Here is a 21,540-nt window from a genome sequence, read left to right as displayed (position 1 = left end):
ATGATGCATGATGCCGGTCACGGATGAGGACAGCCTTAAAGGTAACCTCGGCCGCGATGGACAAGACGCTGATCGTGACCAACGACTTTCCGCCCCGGCCGGGCGGTATCCAGGCTTTTGTACACAGTATGGCGCTGCGCCTGGATCCCGCGCAGGTCGTGGTGTACGCCTCCACCTGGCGGGACGGCTCGGAGGTCGCCGCGTTCGACGCCGACCAGCCCTTCCCCGTGGTCCGCGACCGTACGACGATGCTGCTGCCGACCCCCGGGGTCACCCGGCGCGCGGCCCGGCTGCTGCGCGAACACGGCTGCACCTCCGTCCTCTTCGGCGCGGCCGCCCCGCTCGCCCTGATGGCCCCCGCGCTGCGCGCGGCCGGTGCGCGCCGGCTGGTCGGCATGACGCACGGCCACGAGGCGGCCTGGGCACAGCTGCCCGTCAGCCGCAGGCTGCTGCGCAGGATCGGCGAGGGCACCGACACCATCACCTATCTCGGCGAGTACACCCGCTCGCGGATCGCCGGGGCCCTGACCGGCGAGGCCGCGGCCCGGATGGTCCGGCTCCCGCCCGGCGTGGACGAGAAGACCTTCCATCCGGGGTCCGGCGGCGACGCCGTACGGGCCCGGCTGGGCCTGACCGACCGCCCGGTGGTGGTCTGCGTCTCGCGGCTGGTGCCCCGCAAGGGGCAGGACACCCTGATCCTGGCGATGCCCCGGATCCTGCGGCACGAGCCGGACGCGGTGCTGCTGATCGTCGGCGGCGGCCCCTACGCCGACCGGCTCAAGCAGCTCGCGGTGCGGACCGGGGTGGAGGCGTCGGTGCGTTTCACCGGTGCCGTCCCCTGGGCCGAACTGCCCGCTCACTACGGGGCCGGTGACGTCTTCGCGATGCCGTGCCGGACCAGGCGCGGCGGCCTGGACGTCGAGGGCCTGGGCATCGTCTACCTCGAAGCCTCCGCCACCGGGCTGCCGGTGGTCGCCGGCGACTCGGGAGGCGCCCCGGACGCCGTGCTCCAGGGAGAGACCGGCTGGGTGGTGTCCGGCGGCTCGTCCGAGCAGGCCGCCGACCGCATCGTCACCCTCCTCGGCGACCCCGAACTGCGCCGCCGGATGGGCGACAGGGGTCGCCGCTGGGTCGAGGAGGCCTGGCGCTGGGACCATCTGGCCGAGCGCCTGCGGGAGTTGCTCTGACCTCGCTCTGTCCTCGCTCTGACCTTGCTCTGACCTCGCTCTGACGCTGTTCCGGCGTCGCACCGGCGTTGTCCTGATGTCGCGCCGGCGCCGCGCCGGCCCGCTCCGCCGCCCGGCGCGGAAAAAAGATTTGGTAAAGACCATGTGCGCGACCTATGGGCGGAATCAGATATTCCGCCCACGATGCGCCCATGACAACAAAACTGACGCGTCGTCAGATCTTGGGGGTGGCTGCCTTCGAGGCCGCCGCCGCCCTGGGAATCACCCGAATCGGACTGAGTAACGCGACCGCCGCGACCGCCGCCGCCACCACCGACTACGCCCCCGCTGTCGTCATCGGCTCCGGCTACGGAGCGGCGGTCGCCGCACTGCGGCTCGGTGAGGCCGGGATCCGCACCGTCGTCCTGGAGATGGGGCGGCTGTGGGACACCCCGGCCTCCGACGGCAAGGTCTTCTGCACCATGACCTCGCCCGACCGGCGTTCGATGTGGTTCCGCACCCGCACCGAGGCTCCGCTGGCCACCTTCCTGTGGCTGGACGTCATCAACAAGAACATCACCTCCTACCCAGGCGTCCTGGACAAGGTCCACTACACGGACATGTCCGTCTACGTCGGCCGGGGCGTCGGCGGCGGCTCACTGGTCAACGGAGGCATGGCCGTCACCCCGTCCCGTACGTACTTCCAGCAGGTCCTGCCGCAGGTGGACGCGGACGCCATGTACGGCACGTACTTCCCGCTCGCCAACCGCATGCTCGGCGTCAACAGCGTCTCCCCGACGTGGTTCGAGTCGACCGAGTGGTACCAGTACGCCCGCGTCTCCCGGGAACAGGCGGCCAAGGCGGGACTGAAGACCACCTTCATCCCCAACGTCTACGACTTCGCCTACATGGAGCGCGAAGCCGCCGGCACCGCCACCAGATCCGCGCTCGCGCAGGAGGTCATCTACGGCAACAACTACGGCAAGCGCAGCCTCGACAAGTCCTACCTCGCCGCGGCCGTCGGCACCGGCAACGTCACCATCGAGACGCTGACCCGGGCCAAGGCCCTGCGCAGGGAGGCCGACGGCAGCTACGTCGTCACCGTCGACCGGATCGACACCACCGGCGCCGTCGTCGGGACCGGTGAGATCGGCTGCGGCAGCCTCTTCCTGGGGGCCGGCAGCCTCGGCACGACCGAACTGCTGCTGCGCGCCCGCGACACCGGGGCACTGCCGAACCTCAGCGCCAAGGTCGGCGCGGGCTGGGGCACCAACGGCAACATCATGGTCGGCCGCGCCAACCACCTGTGGAACCCGACCGGCGCCAACCAGTCCACCATCCCCGCCCTGGCCATCGACGACTGGGCCAACACCGCCAACCCGGTGTTCGCCGAGATCGCCCCGCTCCCGGCCGGCACCGAGACCTGGGCCAGCCTCTACCTCGCCATCACCAAGAACGCCGAACGCGGCACCTTCACGTACAACGCCGCCACCGACGCCGCCGTCCTCAACTGGACCCGGTCCCAGAACCAGCCGTCCGTCAACGCCGCCAAGACCCTCTTCGACCGCGTCAACTCCGCCAACGGCACCATCTACCGCTACGACCTGTTCGGCGACACCCGGGCCTTCGCGGACGACTTCTGCTACCACCCGCTGGGCGGCTGCGTGCTGGGCCAGGCCACCGACACCTACGGCCGCGCCTCCGGCTACCCGGGGCTGTACGTGACCGACGGATCGCTCGTCCCGGGCTCCATCGGCGTCAACCCGTTCGTCACCATCACGGCCCTGGCCGAGCGCACGATGGCCCGGGTGCTGGCCGAGGACTCCATCGGCTAGGCCGGTTCGTCCTCGATCGCCGGGCGGGCTGATTTCCGGTGCCCCCAGCTGTCGCCGGGAGGTGCCCCCGGCCCGGCGATCGAGGACCTCAGCGGGTGTAGATGGCCTCGATCTCGCCGGCGAAGTCCTTCAGCACCACATTGCGCTTGAGCTTGAGCGAGGGGGTGATGTGCCCCGACTCCTCGGTGAACTGCGAGGTGAGGACGCGGAACTTCTTCACCGCCTCGGCGTGCGAGACCGCGGCGTTGCCGTCGTCGACGGCCTGCTGGACGGCGGCCAGCAGGTCCGGGTCGTCCTTGAGGTCGGCGACCGTCGTGCCGGCCGGCTTGCCGTGCTGCTCGGCCCAGCGGGGCAGGAACTCCTCGTCGATGGTGACGAGGGCGCCGATGAAGGGCCTGGCCTCGCCGACCACCATGCATTCGGCGATCAGGGCGTGGGCGCGGATGCGGTCCTCGATCACCGCGGGGGCGACGTTCTTGCCGCCGGCGGTGACGATGATCTCCTTCTTGCGGCCGGTGATGGCGAGGTACCCGTCCTCGTCCAACGTGCCGATGTCGCCGGTGTGGAACCAGCCGTCGGAGATCGCCTCGGCGGTCGCGGCCTCGTTGTTCCAGTACCCGGTGAACAGGTGCTCGCCGTGCAGCAGCACCTCGCCGTCGTCGGCGATGCGCACCGTGGAGCCGGGCAGCGGCTGGCCGACGGTGCCGATCTTCGTACGGTCCCAGGGGTTGAAGGCGGTGGCAGCGCAGGACTCGCTGAGGCCGTACCCCTCCAGGACGGTGAAGCCGATACCGCGGAAGAAGTGGCCCAGGCGCTCGCCGAGCGGCGCGCCGCCGGAGATGGAGTACTCGCCCCGGCCGCCCAGCACTTCGCGCAGCTTGCTGTAGACCAGCCGGTCGAAGACCCGGTGCTTGAACTTCAGGCCGACCGACGGGCCGCCGGCGCTGTCCAGGGCCCGGCTGTACGCGATGGCGGTGTCCGCGGCCTTGTCGAAGATCTTGCCCTTGCCGCCCGCCTGGGCCTGGGCACGGGCCGAGTTGTAGACCTTCTCGAACACCCGGGGGACACCGAGGATCAGCGTCGGCCGGAACGAGGACAGCTCACCGGTGAGGTTCTTGATGTCGCTGACGTGGCCGAGCTTGATCGGGGCCATGATGGAGGCCACCTCCACCAGCCGCCCGAAGACGTGCGCCAGCGGCAGGAAGAGCAGGATCGAGGACTCGCCGGTACGGAACAGCGGCCGCAGCCGCTCCACGACGTTGCCGCACTCGGCGAAGAAGCTGCGGTGGCTCAGCACACAGCCCTTGGGGCGGCCGGTGGTGCCCGAGGTGTAGACGATCGTCGCCGGGGAGTCCGCCTTCGCGGTCGCGCTGCGCTCGTCGACGACCCGCTCGGAGATGTCGCTGCCGGCCGCGACCAGCGTGTCGACCGCGCCCGACTCGATCCGCCACAGCTGTTTGAGCTGCGGGAGCCGGTCCCGTACCGACTCGACCTCCCGCTCGTGGCCCTCGGTCTCCACGATGACGGCGACGGCGCCGGAGTCGCTGAGGATCCACTCGATCTGCTCGGCCGAGGAGGTCTCGTACACCGGCACGGTGACCGCGCCGGTGCTCCAGATCGCGAAGTCGAAGAGCGTCCACTCGTAGCGGGTGCGCGACATCAGGGCGACCCGGTCGCCCGGCTCGACACCCGATGCGATCAGGCCCTTGGCGGCGGCCCGGACCTCGGCGAGGAAGGCGGTCGCGGTGACGTCCTGCCAGTCGCCCGCGGGCGTCTTTCTGGCGATCACGGCGACATCGGGATGCTGCACGGCGTTGCGGCGGATGAGATCCGTCAGATTGCCGTCCGCTGGGACCTCGTAAAGGGCCGGAAGGCTGAACTCGCGCAAGACTGCTGCTCCTCATCGGCGCCGGCGGCGGTGCTGGCTGCTGCGTCCACTGAACTCACGGGCATTGGACTGACCGGACGTTACCCACCGGTAAAGCAATCGCGATAGAGGCGACGTGTAGATGTTTTGTGTGTCACATACCCGGCACTCGCCCCAGAACTGCTGACCGAAGGGTAGTCCAGAAGGCGGGTGACCCGCTGGTAGGGGGCACTAGAGTGATCGGCATGCGGGTCCATGTCGTCAGTGATGTGCACGGTGCGGTCGAGGCGCTCGGCAAGGCGGGGAACGGTGCCGACGCCCTGGTCTGCCTCGGCGACCTCGTCCTCTTCCTCGACTACGCCGACCACTCGCGCGGCATCTTCCCCGACCTGTTCGGCACCGAGAACGCCACCCGCATGGTCGCCCTGCGCACCGCCAAGCGTTTCGACGAGGCCCGCGCCCTGGACGCCGAACTGTGGGCCGGCCTGGACCGCCGCGCCGCCGTCGAGAGCGCGGTACGCGCCCAGTACGCCGAACTCTTCGCGGCCTTCCCCACCCCCACGTACGCCACCTACGGCAACGTCGACGTCCCCGCCCTCTGGCCGGAGTACGCCCGCCCCGGCACCACCGTCCTGGACGGCGCCACGGCCGAGATCGGCGGCCTGGTCTTCGGCTTCGTCGGCGGCGGCCTGCGCACCCCCTACCGGACGCCGTACGAGGTCGACGACGAGGAGTACGCGGCGAAGGTCGCCGCCCTCGGCCCGGTCGACGTGCTGTGCTCGCACATCCCGCCGGCCGTCCCCGAGCTCTGCTACGACACCGTCGCCCGCCGCTTCGAGCGGGGCAGCGAGGCACTGCTCGACGCGATCAACGAGATCCGCCCCCGGTACGCCCTGTTCGGGCACGTCCACCAGCCGCTGGCGCGGCGCATGCGGATCGGCACCACCGAGTGCGTCAACGTGGGGCACTTCAACGCCACCCGTACGCCGTGGGCCCTGGAGTGGTGATCGCCCGCTGACGCCGCCCCGGCGGTCCTGTGTTCGGGACGTACGCGGTAGCCTGCAACAACACCAGTCCTGCGAAGTCCCGGAGGGGCCACGGCGATGGCGGAACACACCAAGTCGAGCATCACGATCGACGCGGCTCCGGCCGAGGTCATGGGGGTCATCTCCGACTTCGCGCGGTACCCCGAGTGGACCGGCGAGGTGAAGGAGGCGGAGATCCTCTCCGCCGACGACCAGGGCCGCGCCGAGCAGGTCCGGCTGCTGCTGGACGCCGGTGCCATCAAGGACGACCACACCCTGGCCTACCAGTGGGTCGGCGGCAGCGAGGTCCGCTGGTCGCTGGTCAAGTCGCAGATGCTGCGCTCCCTGGACGGCGCCTATGTGCTGGCCCCGCTCGACGGCGGCAAGCGCACCGAGGTCACCTACCAGCTGACCGTCGACGTCAAGATCCCCATGCTGGGGATGATCAAGCGCAAGGCGGAGAAGGTCATCATCGACCGCGCCCTGTCCGGCCTGAAGAAGCGCGTGGAGTCGGGCGGCCCGGCCGGGTCCGCCGACGCCCGGGCCTGAGGTGCGCACACTCCTCGTCACCGGCCCCGGCGGCTCCGGCCGCACCACGATCGCCGCCGCGACAGCGGCCGCCGAGGCCGCCCGGGGCCGCCGCGTCCTGCTCGTCTCGGCCGACCGCGGCGGCGCCTTCCCCGCCCCGGACGCGCTGCCCGGCGTCACCGTCGTCCGCGTCGACCCGGCCGCGTCCTTCCGCGCCGACGCCCTGGAGGTCCAGGGCCGGCTCGGCTCCGTACTCGACCTGCTCGGGGCCGCGCCGCTCGACCCGGAGGAACTGACCGAGCTCCCCGGCGCCGACGCCCTCGCCCTGCTGCGCGCCCTGCGCGACGCGGCCCTGGCCGACGACGCCCCGGACACCCTTGTCGTCGACCTGCCGCCGGTCCACGCCGCCCTGGCCGCACTCGCGCTGCCCGAACAGCTGCGCCGCTACCTCGGCCGGCTCGTACCGCCCGAACGCCAGGCCGCCCGCGCCCTGCGGCCGGTCCTCGCGCAGCTCGCCGGCGTACCGATGCCGGGGGAGCGGGCCTACGAGGCCGCCGCCCGGGCGGATGTCGAACTGGCCGCCGCGCAGGCCGTGATCGAGGACCCCGCGACCTCGGTACGGCTCGTCGTGGAGCCGGGTGCGCACGCCGCCGAGGCGGTCCGGCACGCCCGCACCGGCCTCGCCCTGTTCGGCCACCGTCTGGAGGCCGTGGTCGCCAACCGGGTGCTGCCCGGCGGCTCCCCCGACCCCTGGCTGGCCGAGCTGTCCGCGCAGCAGCACAAGGAACTGCGCGCCCTGCGTTCCGAACTGGCCGGCACCCCCGTGCACGAGGTGCCTCACCTGGGCCGCGGACCGCACGGCGCGCAGGACCTGGCCGCGCTGGCCGTCCCGGACAGGCCGGACACGCCGGACAGGCCGGACACCCCGGCGCCGGAGCGCGTCAGGCCCTGGACCGTCGAGGACCGGCTCGCCGCCGACGGCCACTTCCTCTGGCGGCTGCCGCTGCCCGGCGCCACCCGCGAACGCCTCGACCTGGTCCGCAGGGGCGACGAACTCGTCATCGACACCGAGGGCTTCCGCCGCATCCTGCCGCTGCCCTCCGGGCTGCGCCGCTGCGGCGTGACCGGAGCCTCGCTGCGCGACGGCACCCTGAACGTCCGGTTCGAGCCCGACCCGGCGCTCTGGCCCCGATGACCCGGTAACGTCGATGTATGAGCACTGATGAGGATGCCTGGGCGAAGGCCAGCGCGGAGGACATCGCAGCGGAGAACGCCCGTCGCCGGGAACGGGCCGGGCAGGGCCCCGGCAGCGCCGCCGAAGAGCTGCGGCGGCTCGCGGAGGCCGTCGCCGACCGGATCTCGGTGCTGCGCCAGCCAGGCGTGGCGATGGCCGCCGAGACGGTGATCTCGCAGGTCAAGCAGGTCGTCGACCCGATCAAGGAACGTAATCCCGAGGTCTTCGACCATCTGGCGCAGGCCGGTTCCGAACTTCTCGCCGCCTACCGCGCCGCGGTATCCGGCCACGAACGCCGCTGGACCTCCGGCTCCGGCGGCGGCACTACCGGCACCGCGGGCGGCTCGTCCAGCGAGCACATCGACCTGGACTGACGCATCCCTCCGGTACGGTTGGACTCGGCGGGGATCGACCGAAAACTGAGGGACACATGGGACTCACCATCGGCGTCGACATCGGCGGCACCAAGATCGCGGCCGGGGTGGTCGACGAGGACGGCGCGATTCTCGAAACCGTCAAGGTGCCGACCCCGCCGACCCCCGAAGGGGTGGTCGACGCGATCGCGGCGGCGGTCCGTGACGTCAGCACGCAGCACACCGTCGAGGCCGTGGGTATCGGTGCCGCCGGATACGTCGACGACAAGCGTGCCACCGTGCTCTTCGCGCCCAACATCAACTGGCGCCACGAGCCGCTCAAGGACAAGGTCGAGCAGCGCGTCGGTCTCCCCGTCGTCGTCGAGAACGACGCGAACGCGGCCGCCTGGGGCGAGTACCGCTTCGGCGCCGGCCAGGGCCACGACGACGTCATCTGCATCACCCTGGGCACCGGGCTGGGCGGCGGCATCATCATCGGCAACAAGCTGCGCCGCGGCCGCTTCGGCGTCGCCGGCGAGTTCGGCCACATCCGCATGGTGCCGGACGGCCTGCTGTGCGGCTGCGGCAGCCAGGGGTGCTGGGAGCAGTACGCCTCCGGGCGGGCGCTGGTGCGCTACGCCAAGCAGCGCGCCGTGGCCCAGCCGGAGAACGCCGCCCTGCTGCTGTCGCTCGGCGACGGCACGCCGGACGGCATCGAGGGCCAGCACATCAGCGCCGCCGCCCGCGGCGGCGACAAGGTCGCGGTCGACTCCTTCCGCGAGCTCGCGCGCTGGGCCGGCGCCGGCCTCGCCGACCTGGCGTCGCTGTTCGACCCGTCCGCCTTCATCGTCGGCGGCGGCGTCTCCGACGAGGGCGAACTGGTGCTCGAACCCATCCGCAAGTCCTTCCGCCGCTGGCTCGTCGGCGGCCAGTACCGGCCGCACGCGCAGGTGCTCGCCGCCCAGCTCGGCGGAAAGGCCGGACTGGTGGGCGCGGCGGACCTGGCCCGCCAGGGCTGATCCCGGGTTTCGGTTTCGGGCGGGGGCGGTGCGGGGGAAGGCACACGGCGTGAGGGAAACCGCGCTGCCGGACCTGCCCGCCTCCCGTACGGAGCCCGACGGCTCCGCCGTCGTCCGGGTGCTGAGCTACAACGTCCGCTCGATGCGGGACGACCGGGAGGCGCTGGCCCGGGTCATCCGGGCCTGCGCCCCCGACCTCGCCCTCATCCAGGAGGCGCCGCGCTTCTTCCGCTGGCGCAAGGCCGCCGCCTGGCTCGCCCGCGAGTCGGGCCTGGTCACGGTCACCGGTGGCGCCACCGCCGCCGGCCCGCTGATCCTTTCCTCGCTGCGCCCGCACATCGAGCGGACCGAGGACGTGCTGCTGCCCCGCACCCCCGGCCTCCACCAGCGCGGCTTCGCGACCGCCGTCGTCCGGTTCGGCGCCGCCCGGCTCTCCGTGGTCAGCACCCACCTCAGCCTCGCCGCCCGCGAGCGCCACGCCCAGGCCGGGCTGCTCCTCGACCGCCTCGCCGCCATGGGCGAACCCCATGCCGTCGCCGGCGGCGACCTCAACGACCGCCCCGGCGGACGGGCCTTCCGCCGGCTGGCCGCCGAGCTCCAGGACTGCTGGGCCGTACAGCCGTGGGGCGCCGAACTGACCTCCACCCCCGACGCCCCCCACCAGCGCATCGACGCCGTCTTCGCCACCCCCGGCATCGAAGTCCTCGGCTGCGGCGTCCCCCTCGGCCTCCCCGGCATCACTCCGCGCGACCTGAGAGCGGCCACGGACCACCTCCCGGTCCTGGCCGCCCTCAGAGTGCCGCCCGCCCCCGGCCGGGCACAGGCCGTGTTTCAGAAGTAGCGCCGGCCGCCCGGAGGGCGGGTCCCGCGGCTCCCCCGGCTACCGCCGGGTGGGGGTGCCCCCAGCCGCCAGGCTGGGGGAGCGTCGCGGGACAGGCGGGACTTCTAAAACACGGCCCGGGGGGACCGGCGTCCCACTCGCGCAGGACGTCGCGTCGCGGCCACCAGGCGATGCCGAACAGCCACGGGCGGGCGTCGGCGTACCCGGTGTTGTACCGGTGCCGCTGCTGGAACGCTGTGGTGAACGTCTCCGCCATCAGGTCGTCCGGCGCCTCCGCGCCGAGCCTGCGCGCCGCGTAGCGGTGCACCGAACCGGCATGGCGGTCGAACAGCGCGGCGAACGCCTCGGGTTCGTCCGTACGGCACTCCGAAGTCCTGGGCTTTCACCGGTACTTCGCCGTTGGGCGGGATCGGGTTCCAGAGGCCGGTGAACGCGGCACGGCCCGCCCGGAGCGTTCCGGGCGGGCCGTGTGGCGGTGTTGTGCGTGCCCTGAGGCAAGAGGCCGGGGCGTCAGACCACCGCGCCGCCGTCCGGCAGGTCGTCGTCATCGTCGGAGCCGGGGCGCATCCGCGCGACCAGCGTGGCGAAGCCGCCGAGAAAGCCGCCGATGCCGACGGTCACGGCCCACCAGGGCAGCTCCTCCTGGAGCAGGATGAAGGCGAAGATCAGCGCGGGACCACCGAGCACGGCGAGCCACGCGAACCTGGTCGTGACGTCGGTCTCGGGCAGCGGCGGGGGCTCGGGGGGCTCGAAGTGGCCCTCGTCCTCCTCGGTGACCTCGTAGTCGCGGGGGCCGGTGATGACGGGGTGGATGACGATGCCGGTGAACGTCGGCGGGACCACTGCCGACGGCCCTTCCCGCTCCTCGCCGTCCGGGGCGCCGTCGTCCACGGATGTGCCGTCCGCCGGGGCGTCGCCGTCCGCGTCCGGCAGCCGGGGCAGGTCCTCCGCCGCGGGCCAGGAGCCGGTGCCGGGCTCCGGGTCGGTGTCGTACGCGGCGACCAACTCGGCCCAGGCGGCAGCCTCGTCGAGCGGGGGCTGCCCCTGCTCCTCGGGTTCAGCCACGTGCAGCGTCCTCCTTCGCGGCGGGGGCCGCGAGCCGCTGGACGAAGTCGTAGGACTCCTCGAAGATCTGCTGGGCGTCGTGGTCCAGGGTCGCCACGTGGTAGCTGCGCTCCAGGACCCGCTCGGTCACGTCGGTGGACGACACCCGGCTCAGCACGACCGCCGAGTTCGACGGGTGCACGACGTGGTCGACCCGGCTGTGCAGCAGCAGCAGCGGCTGGGTGACCTGCGGGAGGCCGGCGCGCACCAGCTTCCAGAAGCGGCTCAGCGAGTACACCGCGTGCAGCGGGGTGCGGGTGTAACCGACCTCCTCCGAGCCCTCCTTCGCGATGTCGCTGGCGATGCCGGGCACGGAGGGGACGAGATGCCGGATCACCGGCACGGCCTTGAGCTGGTGGCTGTCGGCCTTGACCGACGGGTTGACCAGGACGATGCCCCGGACCGAGTCACCGTGCTCGGCCGCCAGGTGCAGGGCCAGCGCGCCGCCCATCGACATACCGAAGACGAAGACCTGGGAGCAGCGCGCGGTGAGGGTGCGCAGCTCGCGGTCCACCTCGGCGTACCAGTCCTGCCAGCCGGTGAGCTGCATGTCCTGCCAGCGGGTGCCGTGCCCGGGAAGCAGCGGCAACGAGACCGTCAGGCCGCGCTCCGCGAGATGGTCGGCCCACGGCCGCAGCGATTGCGGCGTACCGGTGAAGCCGTGACAGAGCAGCACACCGATCTCACCGCCGTCGTGGCGGAAGGGCTCGGCTCCGGGCATGAGCGGCACCGTGTGTCTCCAGTTCATGAGTCCCGAGGGCGGGGGCACGCGAGGAATACCCAACAGTACGCGGACGCCCGGCACCGGGGGAGAGCACGGAGCGATCTGGCGTTAAGGTCTTTGGGTCAGACACAGGAGGTCGGGTTGTTGTACGGCGTGATGAAGGTCGCCATCGGTTCCCCGCTCAAGGCCGCGTTCCGGCCATGGGTGGAGGGGCTCGAAAACATCCCCGCGCAGGGGCCGGCGATCCTTGCGAGCAACCACCTGTCCTTCTCCGACTCGTTCTTCCTTCCGGCGGTGCTCGACCGGAAGGTCACCTTCATCGCCAAGGCCGAGTACTTCACCACGCCCGGCCTCAAGGGCAAGCTCACCGCCGCCTTCTTCAAGGGCGTCGGCCAGCTGCCCGTCGACCGCTCCGGGGCGCGCGGCGCCGGCGAGGCGGCGATCCGCAGCGGCATCAAGGTCATCGAGGCCGGTGAGCTCTTCGGCATCTACCCCGAGGGCACCCGCTCGCCCGACGGCCGCCTCTACCGGGGCAAGCCCGGCGGGCTGGCCCGCATCGCGCTGGCCACCGGGGCCCCGGTGATCCCGGTCGCGATGATCGACACCGAGAAGATCCAGCCGCCCGGCAAGGTCGTGCCCAAGCTGATGCGGCCGGGCATCCGGATCGGCGAACCGCTGGACTTCAGCCGCTATCACGGCATGGACGGCGACCGCTTCATCCTGCGCGCGGTGACCGACGAGGTCATGTACGAGATCATGAAACTGTCCGGCCAGGAGTACGAGGACATCTACGCGACCGCCGCCAAGCGGCAGATCGCCGAGGCGAGGAAGCAGCAGGCGGCCGCCGAGTCGTAGGCCTGCCCACAGGGGGAGAGACCGATGGGGGACCGGGTCGTCAGGATGTCCGTCGAGCAGCCGCTGTGGCGCGCGCTCACGGCCTACCGGCTGCTCACGCTGGCCTACGCGGTCGGGCTGTTCGGCATCGGCTGGGGCGAGGACGACTACCGGCGCCCCTGGCTGGGCGTCGGGTACCTGGCGGTGCTCGCCGGGTGGACGCTGCTCACCCTCGGCCGGGTCGGCTCGGCGCAGCGCTGCACCAAGCGGTTCCTGACCGCCGACATCACCCTCGCGCTCACCGGCATCCTGCTCACCCCGGCCGTCGCCACGCATCAGCGCATCCTGGACGGCGGCCCGACGCTGCCGTCGATATGGACCGCGGGCTCCGTGCTGGCGTTCGCCGTCAAGGGCGGCTGGCGGTGGGCGGCCGCCGCCTCGGCGCTGGTCGGAGTCGCCAACGTCCTGGAGCGCGGCGCGCTCTCCCGCGACACCGTGCACAACGTGCTGCTGGTGTGGATCGCCAGCATCGCCATCGGCTATGTCGTCGAGGTCGCCCGCACCAGTGAGCGCGTCCTGGCCCGCGCCCTGCGGATCGAGGCCGCCACGCGCGAACGCGAACGCCTCGCCCGCGACATCCACGACGGTGTCCTGCAGGTGCTGGCCATGGTCCAGCGCCGCGGCGCCGAGATCGGTGGCGAGGCGGCGGAGCTGGGCCGGCTGGCCGGCGGGCAGGAGGTCGCCCTGCGGGCCCTGGTGACCGGCCAGGCCACCCCGGCCGCGGGGGACCCCGACGAGGCCCGCGACGGCGCGGGCGACGGTTCCCCGGCGAAGCCCTCCGGGCCGGTCGACCTGCGCCCGCTGCTGACTTCCCTGGCCGCCGCCCGCGTCACCGTGTCGGCACCGGGTACTCCTGTCCTGGTGGGGACGTACGCCGCGACCGAGCTGGCCGCGGCGGTCGGCGCCGCGCTCGACAACGTACGCCTGCACGCCGGGGACAGCGCCCGGGCGTGGATCCTGCTGGAGGACGAACCGGACGCCGTTCTGGTCAGCGTCCGCGACGACGGACCCGGCATCCCCGAGGGCCGGCTCGCCGACGCGGAGAAGGAAGGGCGGCTCGGGGTCGCCCAGTCGATCCGAGGCCGTCTGCGTGATCTGGGCGGGACGGTGGAAGTCGTCTCGGTGCCGGGGCAGGGGGCAGAAGTGGAAATGAGGCTCACGAAATGACCGACGCAGCCGGCCTGGCCGACGTGTCCGACGCATCCGTCGCGGCGGTGCGCGTGATGGTGGTCGACGACCACCCCATGTGGCGCGACGCCGTCGCCCGCGACCTCGGGGAGGCCGGTTACGCGGTCGTCGCCACGGCGAGCGACGGCCCGGAGGCGGTGCGCCGCGCCAAGGCCGCGCTGCCGCAGGTCCTCGTCCTCGACCTGAACCTCCCCGGGCTGTCCGGGGTGCAGGTCTGCAAGGACGTCATCGGCGACAACCCGGCGCTCCGGGTCCTCGTGCTGTCCGCCAGCGGCGAGCACGCCGACGTCCTGGAGGCCGTCAAGTCCGGCGCCACGGGCTATCTGCTGAAGTCCGCCGGCCGTGAGGAACTCCTCGACGCCGTCCGCCGCACCGCCGTCGGCGACCCCGTCTTCACCCCCGGCCTGGCGGGCCTGGTCCTCGGCGAGTACCGCCGGCTCGCCTCCGACCCCGCCCCGGCCACCCCGCACGGCCCCCGGGCGCCCAGCCTCACCGAGCGCGAGACGGAGGTCCTCCGCCTCGTCGCGAAGGGCCTGAGCTACAAGCAGATCGCCGAGCGCCTGGTCATCTCGCACCGCACCGTCCAGAACCACGTCCAGAACACCCTGGGCAAACTCCAGCTCCACAACCGCGTCGAACTGGTCCGTTACGCCATCGAACGCGGCCTGGACGAGGGCTGACCCCGCCCCTCCGCGGGCACCCGGCGGGCACCCGCCGCGTGCCCGGACCGGCCGGCGCGGGTCACGGTTCGGTCCCGGTCGGGCACGGGCGTGCCACAAGGCGGCGGGGTACGCCGGACGGGTCATCCGGGGCTCGTACACTTCAAGCCGTGGACACGACCCTTCAGGACCCGCTCGTCGGGCAGACGCTCGACGGCCGCTACCGGGTGGAGACCCGGATCGCGGTCGGCGGTATGGCCACGGTGTACCGCGCCGTGGACACCCGGCTGGACCGTGTGCTGGCGCTGAAGGTGATGCATCCGGGGCTGGCCGCGGACAGCGGCTTCGTCCACCGGTTCATCCGGGAGGCCAAGGCCGTGGCCCGGCTCGCGCACCCGAACGTGGTCGGGGTCTTCGACCAGGGCACCGACGGCACCTACGTCTATCTGGCGATGGAGTACATCGCCGGCTGCACCCTGCGCGACGTGCTGCGCGAGCGCGGGGCGCTCCAGCCGCGGGCGGCCCTGGACATCCTGGAGCCCGTGCTGGCCGCCCTGGGAGCCGCGCACCGGGCCGGGCTGGTGCACCGGGACATGAAGCCGGAGAACGTGCTGATCGGCGACGACGGCCGGGTGAAGGTCGCCGACTTCGGCCTGGTCAGGGCGGTGGACACCAACACCACCTCGATCGGTGACGGCGTCCTGGGCACCGCGTCGTACATGGCGCCCGAGCAGATCGAGAGCGGCACCACCGACCCGCGTACCGATGTGTACGCCTGCGGGCTGGTGCTGTACGAGATGCTGACCGGCGCCAAGCCCTACGCCGCCGAGAACGCCGTGCAGGCGATCTACCGGCGCCTGAACGAGGACATCGCGCCGCCGTCCGCCGCCGTGCCCGGCCTCGCCCCCGAACTGGACCGGCTGGTGGCGAGCGCGGCGGCCCGGGACGCCGCGCGGCGCCCGGCCGACGCCGTGGGGCTGCTGGCGGCGGTGCACGCCGTCCGGCAGGCGCTCGGCCCCGAGCAGCTGGACGCGGTACCGCCGGCCGCGCTGCCGGTGGCGGCGGTGGGCGCGGAGGAGCCGACGACGGCCATCGCGCGCACCGCGCCGACCGACCCGACCGAGGCCCTGAACCGGACCGCCTTCCTGGCCACGCCGCCGCCCCCGCCACCGGCCCCCGGCCGTCGCCGGGGACCGGTCGCCGTGATCGCCGTCCTGCTGCTGATCCTCGGTCTGGCCGGCGGCGTCTGGTACGTCGCCGACGGCCAGTTCACCACCACCCCGGCCGTCCTGAACGAGACCCGGGCCACCGCCGAGCACGACCTGCGGGCCGAGGGGCTGAAGACCCGGGTCGTCAGCGGCTTCAGCGAGACCGTCGCCAAGGGCCGGGTGATCAGCACCGACCCCGGCCCCGGCAAGCGGGTCCGCGACCACGGCACCGTCACCGTCACCGTCTCCAAGGGCCCGGAGCGGGTACGCGTCCCGGACCTGGCCGGCAAGCCGCTGGCCACCGCCCGCAAGGAGCTCCGGCAGGCCGGGCTCACCCCGGGGAAGGTCACCCGCGCGTTCAGTGACGAGGAGGCCGCCGGCGACGTGATCGCCACCGACCCGGACCCCGGCAGCCGCCGCTCGAAGGGCACCACGGTCGCGCTGACCGTCAGCAAGGGGCAGCCGGTGGACGTACCGGACGTCGTGGGCGAGTCCGAGGACGAGGCACGGCAGGATCTGGAGGACGCCGGCCTGAAAGTGAAGGTCGCGGCCGGGACCGTCTACTCCGACGAGGCCGACGCCGGCGCCGTCGCCGCCCAGAAGCCCGGCCCGGACGACGCCGAGCCGGCCCGGGGCGACACCGTGACGCTCACCCTGTCCAAGGGCCCGCAGATGGTCGAGGTGCCGGACGTCGAGGGCAAGGACGCCGACGAGGCCAAGCAGATCCTCCAGGACGCCGGGTTCGACGTCCGCGTGATCCAGTACTTCTTCACCGGCAAGGTCACCAGCCAGTCCCCGGGCGCCGGCAAAGAGGCCGCCAAGGGCAGCACGATCACCCTGTGGGTGAGCTGACGTGACGGCCGCGCGCAACCCCGTCGGCGGGCACGTCCCCGTCGCCGGGGGCCTGGCCTCGGTCGGTCTGTCGTACGCGGCGGCCATGGGCGCCGAGACCGTGCAGGTCTTCGTCGCCAACCCGCGCGGCTGGGCGACCCCGCCCGGCAACCCCGCCCAGGACGAGGCCTTCCGCGAGGGCTGTGCCGACCGGGGCCTCCCGGCGTACGTCCACGCCCCCTACCTGATCAACTTCGGCTCGCACACGCAGGCCACGGTCGAGCGGTCCGTGGTGTCGCTGCGGCACTCGCTGCGCCGGGCCCGCGCCATCGGCGCCCTCGGCGTGGTGGTCCACACCGGCTCGGCGACCGGCGGCCGCCCCCGCGCGGTGGCCCTGGCCCAGGCCCGGGAGCACATGCTGCCGCTGCTGGACGAACTGACCCACGACGACGACCCCTGGCTGCTCCTCGAACCCACCGCCGGCCAGGGCTCCTCGCTGTGCTCGCTGGCCGAGGACCTCGGCCCGTACTTCGACGCCCTCGACCGGCACCCGAGGCTCGGCGTCTGCCTGGACACCTGCCACGCCTTCGCCGCCGGTCACGACATGGCGGCCCCCGGCGGCACCAAGCTGCTGCTGGACGAACTGGTGGCCACGGTGGGCGCCGGCCGGCTCCGGCTGGTGCACGCCAACGACTCCAAGGACGTCGTGGGCGCACACAAGGACCGTCACGAGAACATCGGCGCCGGCCACATCGGCGAGAACGCCTTCGCCGAGCTGCTCGCCCACCCCGCCACCGAGGGCGTCCCCCTGGTCATCGAGACCCCCGGCGGCCCCGAGGGCCACGCGGCCGACGTGGCCCGCCTCAAGTCACTGCGGGGCTGAGTCCGCCGGTCCGGCGATCGAGGACGAGCGCGGCCCGGGGCCGCGCGGCCGCACGCTACAGCTCGGGGCCCTCGCCGGGCTCCTCCTGGTAGGAGTAGCGCTGTTCGGCCCAGGGGTCGCCGATGTTGTGATAGCCGCGCTCCTCCCAGAAGCCGCGGCGGTCGGCGGTCATGTACTCGATGCCCCGGACCCACTTGGGGCCCTTCCAGGCGTACAGGTGCGGCACGATCAGGCGTACCGGGAAGCCGTGTTCGGCGGTGAGCGGTTCGCCGCCGCGGTGGGTGGCGAATATCGACTTGTCGTCGGCGAAGTCGTCGATCCGCAGATTCGAGCTGAAGCCGTACTCGGCCCACACCATGACATGGGTGACGCCGGACGCGGGCGGCGCCAGCTTCAGGACCGAGGAGGCGGCCACGCCGCCCCACTCCACGCCGAGCATGCTGAACTTCGTCACGCAGTGGAAGTCCCCGACGACGGTCGAGTACGGCAGCGCCGCGAACTCCTCGTGGTTCCAGCAGTGCTTGTCGCCGTCCGCCGTGGCGCCGAAGACCCGGAACTCCCAGCGGTCGGGCTTGAAGCGCGGCACAGGTCCGTAGTGGGTCACCGGCCAGCCGCGCTGGAGCCGCTGTCCGGGCGGAAGCCCCGCTGGCTCCCCCTCGCGGCGTTCGGACTGACCCATGACTCCATGGTGACAGACCGGATGCAGTGCTATCGACCAGGACCATCCCGAACGGGGACAACCCGGCCACCAGGACCGACGACGTGTACCAGGTCGTAAGCGTGTACTTACTGGATCGACCCGGCGCGCGGTGCCATGATGCGCCCAACTTGCCGAACCACCAGGAAGGACGGCGTCTGCCATGCAGGGCGACCCCGAGGTCATCGAGTTCTTGAACGAGCAGCTGACCGGCGAGCTGACCGCGATCAACCAGTACTTCCTGCACGCCAAGATGCAGGAGAACTTCGGCTGGACGAAGCTCGCGAAATACACCCGTCACGAGTCGTTCGACGAGATGAAGCACGCGGAGGTGCTCACCGACCGGATCCTTTTTCTGGACGGCCTGCCGAACTACCAGCGGCTCTTCCATGTCCGGGTGGGCCAGACGGTCACCGAGATGTTCAAGGCCGACCGCGAGGTCGAGGTCGAGGCCATCGACCGGCTCCGGCGCGGTATCGAGGTCATGCGGGCCAAGGGGGACATCACCTCGGCCAACATCTTCGAGTCGATCCTGGCCGACGAGGAGCACCACATCGACTATCTCGACACCCAGCTGGAACTGGTCGAGAAGCTCGGCGAGGCGCTCTACATCGCCCAGCTGATCGAGCAGCCGGAGAGCTGACCGCAGAGCTAGGCGGCTTCCGCCGAGACGGAGACCGAGGCCGGGACCGGCACCGAGGCCGGGGTGAAGGCCACCGCCGACGCCATGTCCGTCCGCGTGGCGAAGTCGGTGCCGCGGCCCAGCAGGGCCTGTATACGACGTACGCAGGAACCGCAGTCGGTGCCCGCCTTGCACGCCGAGGCGATCTGGCGGGGAGTGCAGCGCCCGGCGTCCGCATGCTGCTTGACCTGCTCTTCGGTGACGCCGAAGCACGAGCAGACGTACACGCGGTTCACCCCTTCTCCCGAGTCCGCCTCAAGTCGTCATGAGGTTAACCTAACCTTACCCGGCACTCGGATGGGTGAAAAGCGGAGAGGGGCACGGATCGTTGTGATCCGTGCCCCTCTCCGTCCGCCGGCGGGATCTCCGGAGCGAGGCCTAGCCCCGGTACATCTCCGCCACCAGGAACGCCAGGTCCAGCGACTGGCTGCGGTTGAGCCGCGGGTCGCAGGCCGTCTCGTAGCGCTGGTGCAGGTCGTCGACGAAGATCTCGTCGCCGCCGCCCACGCACTCCGTGACGTCGTCGCCGGTCAGCTCCACATGGATACCGCCCGGGTGGGTGCCCAGACCGTGGTGGACCTCGAAGAAGCCCTTGACCTCGTCCAGGACGTCGTCGAAGCGGCGCGTCTTGTGGCCCGAGGCCGCCTCGAAGGTGTTGCCGTGCATCGGGTCGGTCACCCACGCCACCTGGGCGCCGGAAGCGGTGACCTTCTCCACCAGGGTCGGCAGCTTGTCGCGGACCTTGTCCGCGCCCATCCGCACGATGAACGTCAACCGTCCGGGCTCCCGGTCGGGGTCCAGCCGGTCCACGTACGTCAGCGCCTCCTCCGGCGTCGTCGTGGGGCCGAGCTTGATGCCGATCGGGTTGCTGATCTTCGACGCGAACTCGATGTGCGCCCCGTCCAGCTGGCGGGTGCGCTCACCGATCCACACCATGTGGCCCGACACGTCGTACAGCTTCCCGGTCCGCGAGTCGGTGCGGGTCAGCGCCGACTCGTAGTCCAGCAGCAGCGCCTCGTGGGACGCGTAGAACTCGACCGTCCGGAACTCGGCGGGGTCGGTGCCGCAGGCCTTCATGAAGTTCAGCGCGTTGTCGATCTCCCGGGCCAGCGCCTCGTAGCGCTGCCCGGAGGGGCTGCTGCGCACGAAGTCCTGGTTCCAGGCGTGCACCTGGCGCAGGTCCGCGTAACCGCCGGTGGTGAAGGCACGCACCAGGTTCAGGGTCGCCGAAGAGGCGTTGTACATCCGCTTGAGCCGCTCCGGATCGGGGATCCGGGACGCCTCGGTGAACTCGAAGCCGTTGACCGAGTCACCCCGGTAGGTGGGGAGCGTCACCCCGCCCCGGGTCTCGGTCGGCTTGGAGCGCGGCTTGCTGTACTGGCCGGCGATCCGGCCGACCTTCACCACGGGCACGGAGGCCGCGTACGTGAGCACCGCGCCCATCTGCAGCAGGGTCTTCAGCTTGTTGCGGATCTGGTCCGCCGACACGCCGTCGAAGGCCTCGGCGCAGTCGCCGCCCTGGAGCAGGAACGCCTCACCCCGGGCCACGGCCCCCAGGCGGTCGCGCAACTGGTCGCACTCGCCCGCGAAGACAAGGGGCGGATACGCTTCGAGGTCGGCGATCACATCGCGCAGAGCCTCGGCATCCGGGTACTCGGGCTGCTGCGCCGCGGGCAGAGAGCGCCAGGTGTTGGCACTGGCGTGGGTTTCAGCGTTCACGGTCACAGATTCCACATTACGGGGTCGTGTCGACTGTTTTTCGCATCCGCCCAGTGGCTGAGACGGCTTTCCGGCCCTGGCCCGCCCCTACCGGCGCGTCGCGGCGCCGGATAGGGTCTGCGCCGTCGACAGGGACGCCTCGGCGCGGGGAGATGTCGTGATCTGGGCAGGACTGGCCGCTCTGGCCGTGGCAGCGGTCTGCGGATACCTCACGCATGCCGCGCACCGCCGGGCCCGTTCCATGGAAAGCACCGAGACACTGCCCGTACGGGACCTGCTGGCCCTGCACGCCGCCGCCGCGCAGGCCGCGGGCGAGGGCGCCTTCCGGTACCGCTGCGAGGTCACCGGCGTCACCCGCCCGCACCGGGACGGCGCGCTGAGGTCCGGGCTGGCCGGCGTGGAGTGCGTGTGGCACCGGCACCGGATCACCCGCAGGTACGAGGAGACGTACCGCGACAGCAGGGGCTACCGCAAGCGCAGGACCAGCACCGAGGTGCTGTCCGAGCACACCTCCACCACGGCGTTCCTGGTGGAGGACGGCACCGGCCGGGTGGCGATCCGACCGGCCGGCCACCGGGTCGTCGGCGCGGAGAAGGTGCTCGACCGCTTCGACCCGCCCACCGGCGGCGTGGACGGCAGCGGGGGCGGCGGGGACGGGGACGGCACGACGATCGGCTTCCGGCACGAGGAGTGGCTCGTCCGCCCCGGCAGCCCGTTCTACGTCCACGGCGAGGCCGCCGACGCCGACGGCCCGCCGGCGGTCGGGGCCCCGGCCGGGGGCGGGGTGTTCCTGATGTCGGTGAAGTCCGAGCGGGAGCTGCTGCGGGACGAGAACCGCAACGTCCTGGGCTTCGGGGCGGCCGCGGGCGTGGCGGCCGTCGCCGGGATGGTCTTCGCCGTACTCGCCGCGGTCCGCTGACCGTACGGGCCTTCGGGCGCGGCCGTGTCGGCTCCGATCCGATCCGGACGTGCGCTAGTGTCCTCGCCATGTACGCGCCGCAGCTCAACATGAACTGGTGGTGGACCGCTCATCCGGCGGCCCACCCATCGCGCGCGTAACGACAGTCTCGCGAAGGCCGCCCC

At 72.1% G+C, this 21,540-nt stretch carries 22 protein-coding genes and 1 pseudogene; 16 read left to right on the top strand and 7 right to left on the bottom strand.

The window, feature by feature from the left end; genetic code table 11:
* Positions 1–56 precede the first annotated feature (56 nt).
* Together RWE79_RS11125 and RWE79_RS11120 are read left to right on the top strand one after the other, a co-directional pair.
* Positions 57–1,187 (top strand): glycosyltransferase family 4 protein, encoded by a 1,131-nt coding sequence (locus tag RWE79_RS11125; protein WP_475939880.1) that lies wholly within the window; start codon positions 57–59, stop codon positions 1,185–1,187.
* 191 nt (positions 1,188–1,378) lie between these two features.
* A complete protein-coding gene (locus RWE79_RS11120) occupies positions 1,379–3,001 on the top strand; it encodes a GMC oxidoreductase (RefSeq protein ID WP_475939879.1) in 1,623 nt (540 codons plus the stop codon).
* An 88-nt stretch (positions 3,002–3,089) separates the two neighbouring features.
* On the opposite strand, the gene RWE79_RS11115 is transcribed toward RWE79_RS11120, so the two are convergent.
* Positions 3,090–4,889 (bottom strand): AMP-dependent synthetase/ligase, encoded by a 1,800-nt coding sequence (locus RWE79_RS11115; RefSeq protein ID WP_475939878.1) that lies wholly within the window; start codon positions 4,887–4,889, stop codon positions 3,090–3,092.
* 224 nt (positions 4,890–5,113) lie between these two features.
* Here RWE79_RS11115 and RWE79_RS11110 point away from each other — a divergent pair, with 224 nt between their 5' ends.
* From RWE79_RS11110 to RWE79_RS11085, 6 genes are all read left to right on the top strand, one after another.
* Positions 5,114–5,875 (top strand): metallophosphoesterase family protein, encoded by a 762-nt coding sequence (locus tag RWE79_RS11110; protein ID WP_475939877.1) that lies wholly within the window; start codon positions 5,114–5,116, stop codon positions 5,873–5,875.
* Between the two features lie 96 nt (positions 5,876–5,971).
* Entirely contained in the window at positions 5,972–6,442 is a 471-nt protein-coding gene (locus RWE79_RS11105; protein ID WP_475939876.1) for an SRPBCC family protein, read from the top strand.
* A gap of 1 nt (position 6,443) precedes the next feature.
* Complete coding sequence (locus RWE79_RS11100) at positions 6,444–7,616, top strand: ArsA family ATPase (protein WP_475939875.1); 1,173 nt, start codon at positions 6,444–6,446, stop codon at positions 7,614–7,616.
* Between the two features lie 17 nt (positions 7,617–7,633).
* Positions 7,634–8,029, top strand: coding sequence for a DUF5304 family protein (locus RWE79_RS11095; protein WP_475939874.1), 396 nt, complete (start codon positions 7,634–7,636; stop codon positions 8,027–8,029).
* 56 nt (positions 8,030–8,085) lie between these two features.
* Entirely contained in the window at positions 8,086–9,027 is a 942-nt protein-coding gene (locus tag RWE79_RS11090; RefSeq protein WP_475939873.1) for an ROK family glucokinase, read from the top strand.
* Between the two features lie 49 nt (positions 9,028–9,076).
* Complete coding sequence (locus RWE79_RS11085) at positions 9,077–9,868, top strand: endonuclease/exonuclease/phosphatase family protein (RefSeq protein ID WP_475939872.1); 792 nt, start codon at positions 9,077–9,079, stop codon at positions 9,866–9,868.
* A gap of 166 nt (positions 9,869–10,034) precedes the next feature.
* Here RWE79_RS11085 and RWE79_RS11080 read toward each other — a convergent pair.
* The 3 genes and pseudogenes from RWE79_RS11080 to RWE79_RS11070 all read right to left on the bottom strand — a co-directional run.
* A pseudogene (locus tag RWE79_RS11080) lies at positions 10,035–10,223 on the bottom strand (RNA polymerase sigma factor); the annotation flags it as partial.
* A 155-nt stretch (positions 10,224–10,378) separates the two neighbouring features.
* Complete coding sequence (locus tag RWE79_RS11075; RefSeq protein ID WP_475939871.1) at positions 10,379–10,933, bottom strand: hypothetical protein; 555 nt, start codon at positions 10,931–10,933, stop codon at positions 10,379–10,381.
* Entirely contained in the window at positions 10,926–11,702 is a 777-nt protein-coding gene (locus RWE79_RS11070) for an alpha/beta hydrolase (protein ID WP_475945744.1), read from the bottom strand. The genes RWE79_RS11075 and RWE79_RS11070 overlap by 8 nt, the downstream gene beginning before the upstream one ends.
* A gap of 135 nt (positions 11,703–11,837) precedes the next feature.
* Here RWE79_RS11070 and RWE79_RS11065 point away from each other — a divergent pair, with 135 nt between their 5' ends.
* The 5 genes from RWE79_RS11065 (at position 11,838) to RWE79_RS11045 (ending at position 17,359) form a co-directional block, all read left to right on the top strand.
* Positions 11,838–12,551: a lysophospholipid acyltransferase family protein gene (locus RWE79_RS11065; protein ID WP_475939870.1), complete on the top strand. Its 714-nt coding sequence runs from the start codon at positions 11,838–11,840 to the stop codon at positions 12,549–12,551.
* Positions 12,552–12,575: 24 nt separating this feature from the next.
* Positions 12,576–13,757: a MacS family sensor histidine kinase gene (gene macS, locus RWE79_RS11060; protein WP_475939869.1), complete on the top strand. Its 1,182-nt coding sequence runs from the start codon at positions 12,576–12,578 to the stop codon at positions 13,755–13,757.
* Complete coding sequence (locus tag RWE79_RS11055) at positions 13,754–14,458, top strand: response regulator (protein WP_475939868.1); 705 nt, start codon at positions 13,754–13,756, stop codon at positions 14,456–14,458. The genes macS and RWE79_RS11055 overlap by 4 nt, the downstream gene beginning before the upstream one ends.
* A gap of 149 nt (positions 14,459–14,607) precedes the next feature.
* Positions 14,608–16,497: a Stk1 family PASTA domain-containing Ser/Thr kinase gene (gene pknB / locus RWE79_RS11050; RefSeq protein ID WP_475939867.1), complete on the top strand. Its 1,890-nt coding sequence runs from the start codon at positions 14,608–14,610 to the stop codon at positions 16,495–16,497.
* Position 16,498: 1 nt separating this feature from the next.
* Positions 16,499–17,359, top strand: coding sequence for a deoxyribonuclease IV (locus tag RWE79_RS11045; protein ID WP_475939866.1), 861 nt, complete (start codon positions 16,499–16,501; stop codon positions 17,357–17,359).
* Between the two features lie 55 nt (positions 17,360–17,414).
* On the opposite strand, the gene RWE79_RS11040 is transcribed toward RWE79_RS11045, so the two are convergent.
* On the bottom strand, positions 17,415–18,038 hold the full coding sequence (locus tag RWE79_RS11040; protein ID WP_475939865.1) for a sulfite oxidase-like oxidoreductase: 624 nt from the start codon (positions 18,036–18,038) through the stop codon (positions 17,415–17,417).
* Positions 18,039–18,219: 181 nt separating this feature from the next.
* On the opposite strand from RWE79_RS11040, the gene bfr reads away from it, so the two are divergent.
* Positions 18,220–18,699, top strand: coding sequence for a bacterioferritin (gene bfr / locus RWE79_RS11035; protein WP_475939864.1), 480 nt, complete (start codon positions 18,220–18,222; stop codon positions 18,697–18,699).
* 8 nt (positions 18,700–18,707) lie between these two features.
* Here the strand turns inward: bfr and RWE79_RS11030 are convergent, their stop codons facing one another.
* A complete protein-coding gene (locus RWE79_RS11030) occupies positions 18,708–18,974 on the bottom strand; it encodes a (2Fe-2S)-binding protein (protein WP_475939863.1) in 267 nt (88 codons plus the stop codon).
* A 142-nt stretch (positions 18,975–19,116) separates the two neighbouring features.
* Positions 19,117–20,457, bottom strand: coding sequence for a class II 3-deoxy-7-phosphoheptulonate synthase (locus tag RWE79_RS11025; protein WP_475939862.1), 1,341 nt, complete (start codon positions 20,455–20,457; stop codon positions 19,117–19,119).
* A 157-nt stretch (positions 20,458–20,614) separates the two neighbouring features.
* On the opposite strand from RWE79_RS11025, the gene RWE79_RS11020 reads away from it, so the two are divergent.
* Complete coding sequence (locus tag RWE79_RS11020; RefSeq protein ID WP_475939861.1) at positions 20,615–21,376, top strand: GIDE domain-containing protein; 762 nt, start codon at positions 20,615–20,617, stop codon at positions 21,374–21,376.
* Positions 21,377–21,444: 68 nt separating this feature from the next.
* The gene (locus tag RWE79_RS11015; RefSeq protein ID WP_475945742.1) at positions 21,445–21,516 is read left to right on the top strand and encodes a trp operon leader peptide; all 72 of its coding nucleotides are present in this window, start codon (positions 21,445–21,447) and stop codon (positions 21,514–21,516) included.
* Positions 21,517–21,540 lie beyond the last annotated feature (24 nt).

It is taken from the genome of Streptomyces sp. RLA131 (assembly GCF_056270125.1).
Note: the sequence above shows the minus strand (reverse complement) of the source record. Positions and strands in the feature narration are given on the sequence as shown.

Bases quoted from the DNA above. Each gene is read 5' to 3' on its own strand.
- RWE79_RS11125 (WP_475939880.1), top strand. From the start codon at position 57: ATGGACAAGACGCTGATCGTGACCAACGACTTTCCGCCCCGGCCGGGC.
- RWE79_RS11120 (WP_475939879.1), top strand. From the start codon at position 1,379: ATGACAACAAAACTGACGCGTCGTCAGATCTTGGGGGTGGCTGCCTTC.
- RWE79_RS11110 (WP_475939877.1), top strand. From the start codon at position 5,114: ATGCGGGTCCATGTCGTCAGTGATGTGCACGGTGCGGTCGAGGCGCTC.
- RWE79_RS11105 (WP_475939876.1), top strand. From the start codon at position 5,972: ATGGCGGAACACACCAAGTCGAGCATCACGATCGACGCGGCTCCGGCC.
- RWE79_RS11095 (WP_475939874.1), top strand. From the start codon at position 7,634: ATGAGCACTGATGAGGATGCCTGGGCGAAGGCCAGCGCGGAGGACATC.
- RWE79_RS11090 (WP_475939873.1), top strand. From the start codon at position 8,086: ATGGGACTCACCATCGGCGTCGACATCGGCGGCACCAAGATCGCGGCC.
- macS (WP_475939869.1), top strand. From the start codon at position 12,576: ATGGGGGACCGGGTCGTCAGGATGTCCGTCGAGCAGCCGCTGTGGCGC.
- RWE79_RS11055 (WP_475939868.1), top strand. From the start codon at position 13,754: ATGACCGACGCAGCCGGCCTGGCCGACGTGTCCGACGCATCCGTCGCG.
- RWE79_RS11040 (WP_475939865.1), bottom strand. From the start codon at position 18,038: ATGGGTCAGTCCGAACGCCGCGAGGGGGAGCCAGCGGGGCTTCCGCCC.
- bfr (WP_475939864.1), top strand. From the start codon at position 18,220: ATGCAGGGCGACCCCGAGGTCATCGAGTTCTTGAACGAGCAGCTGACC.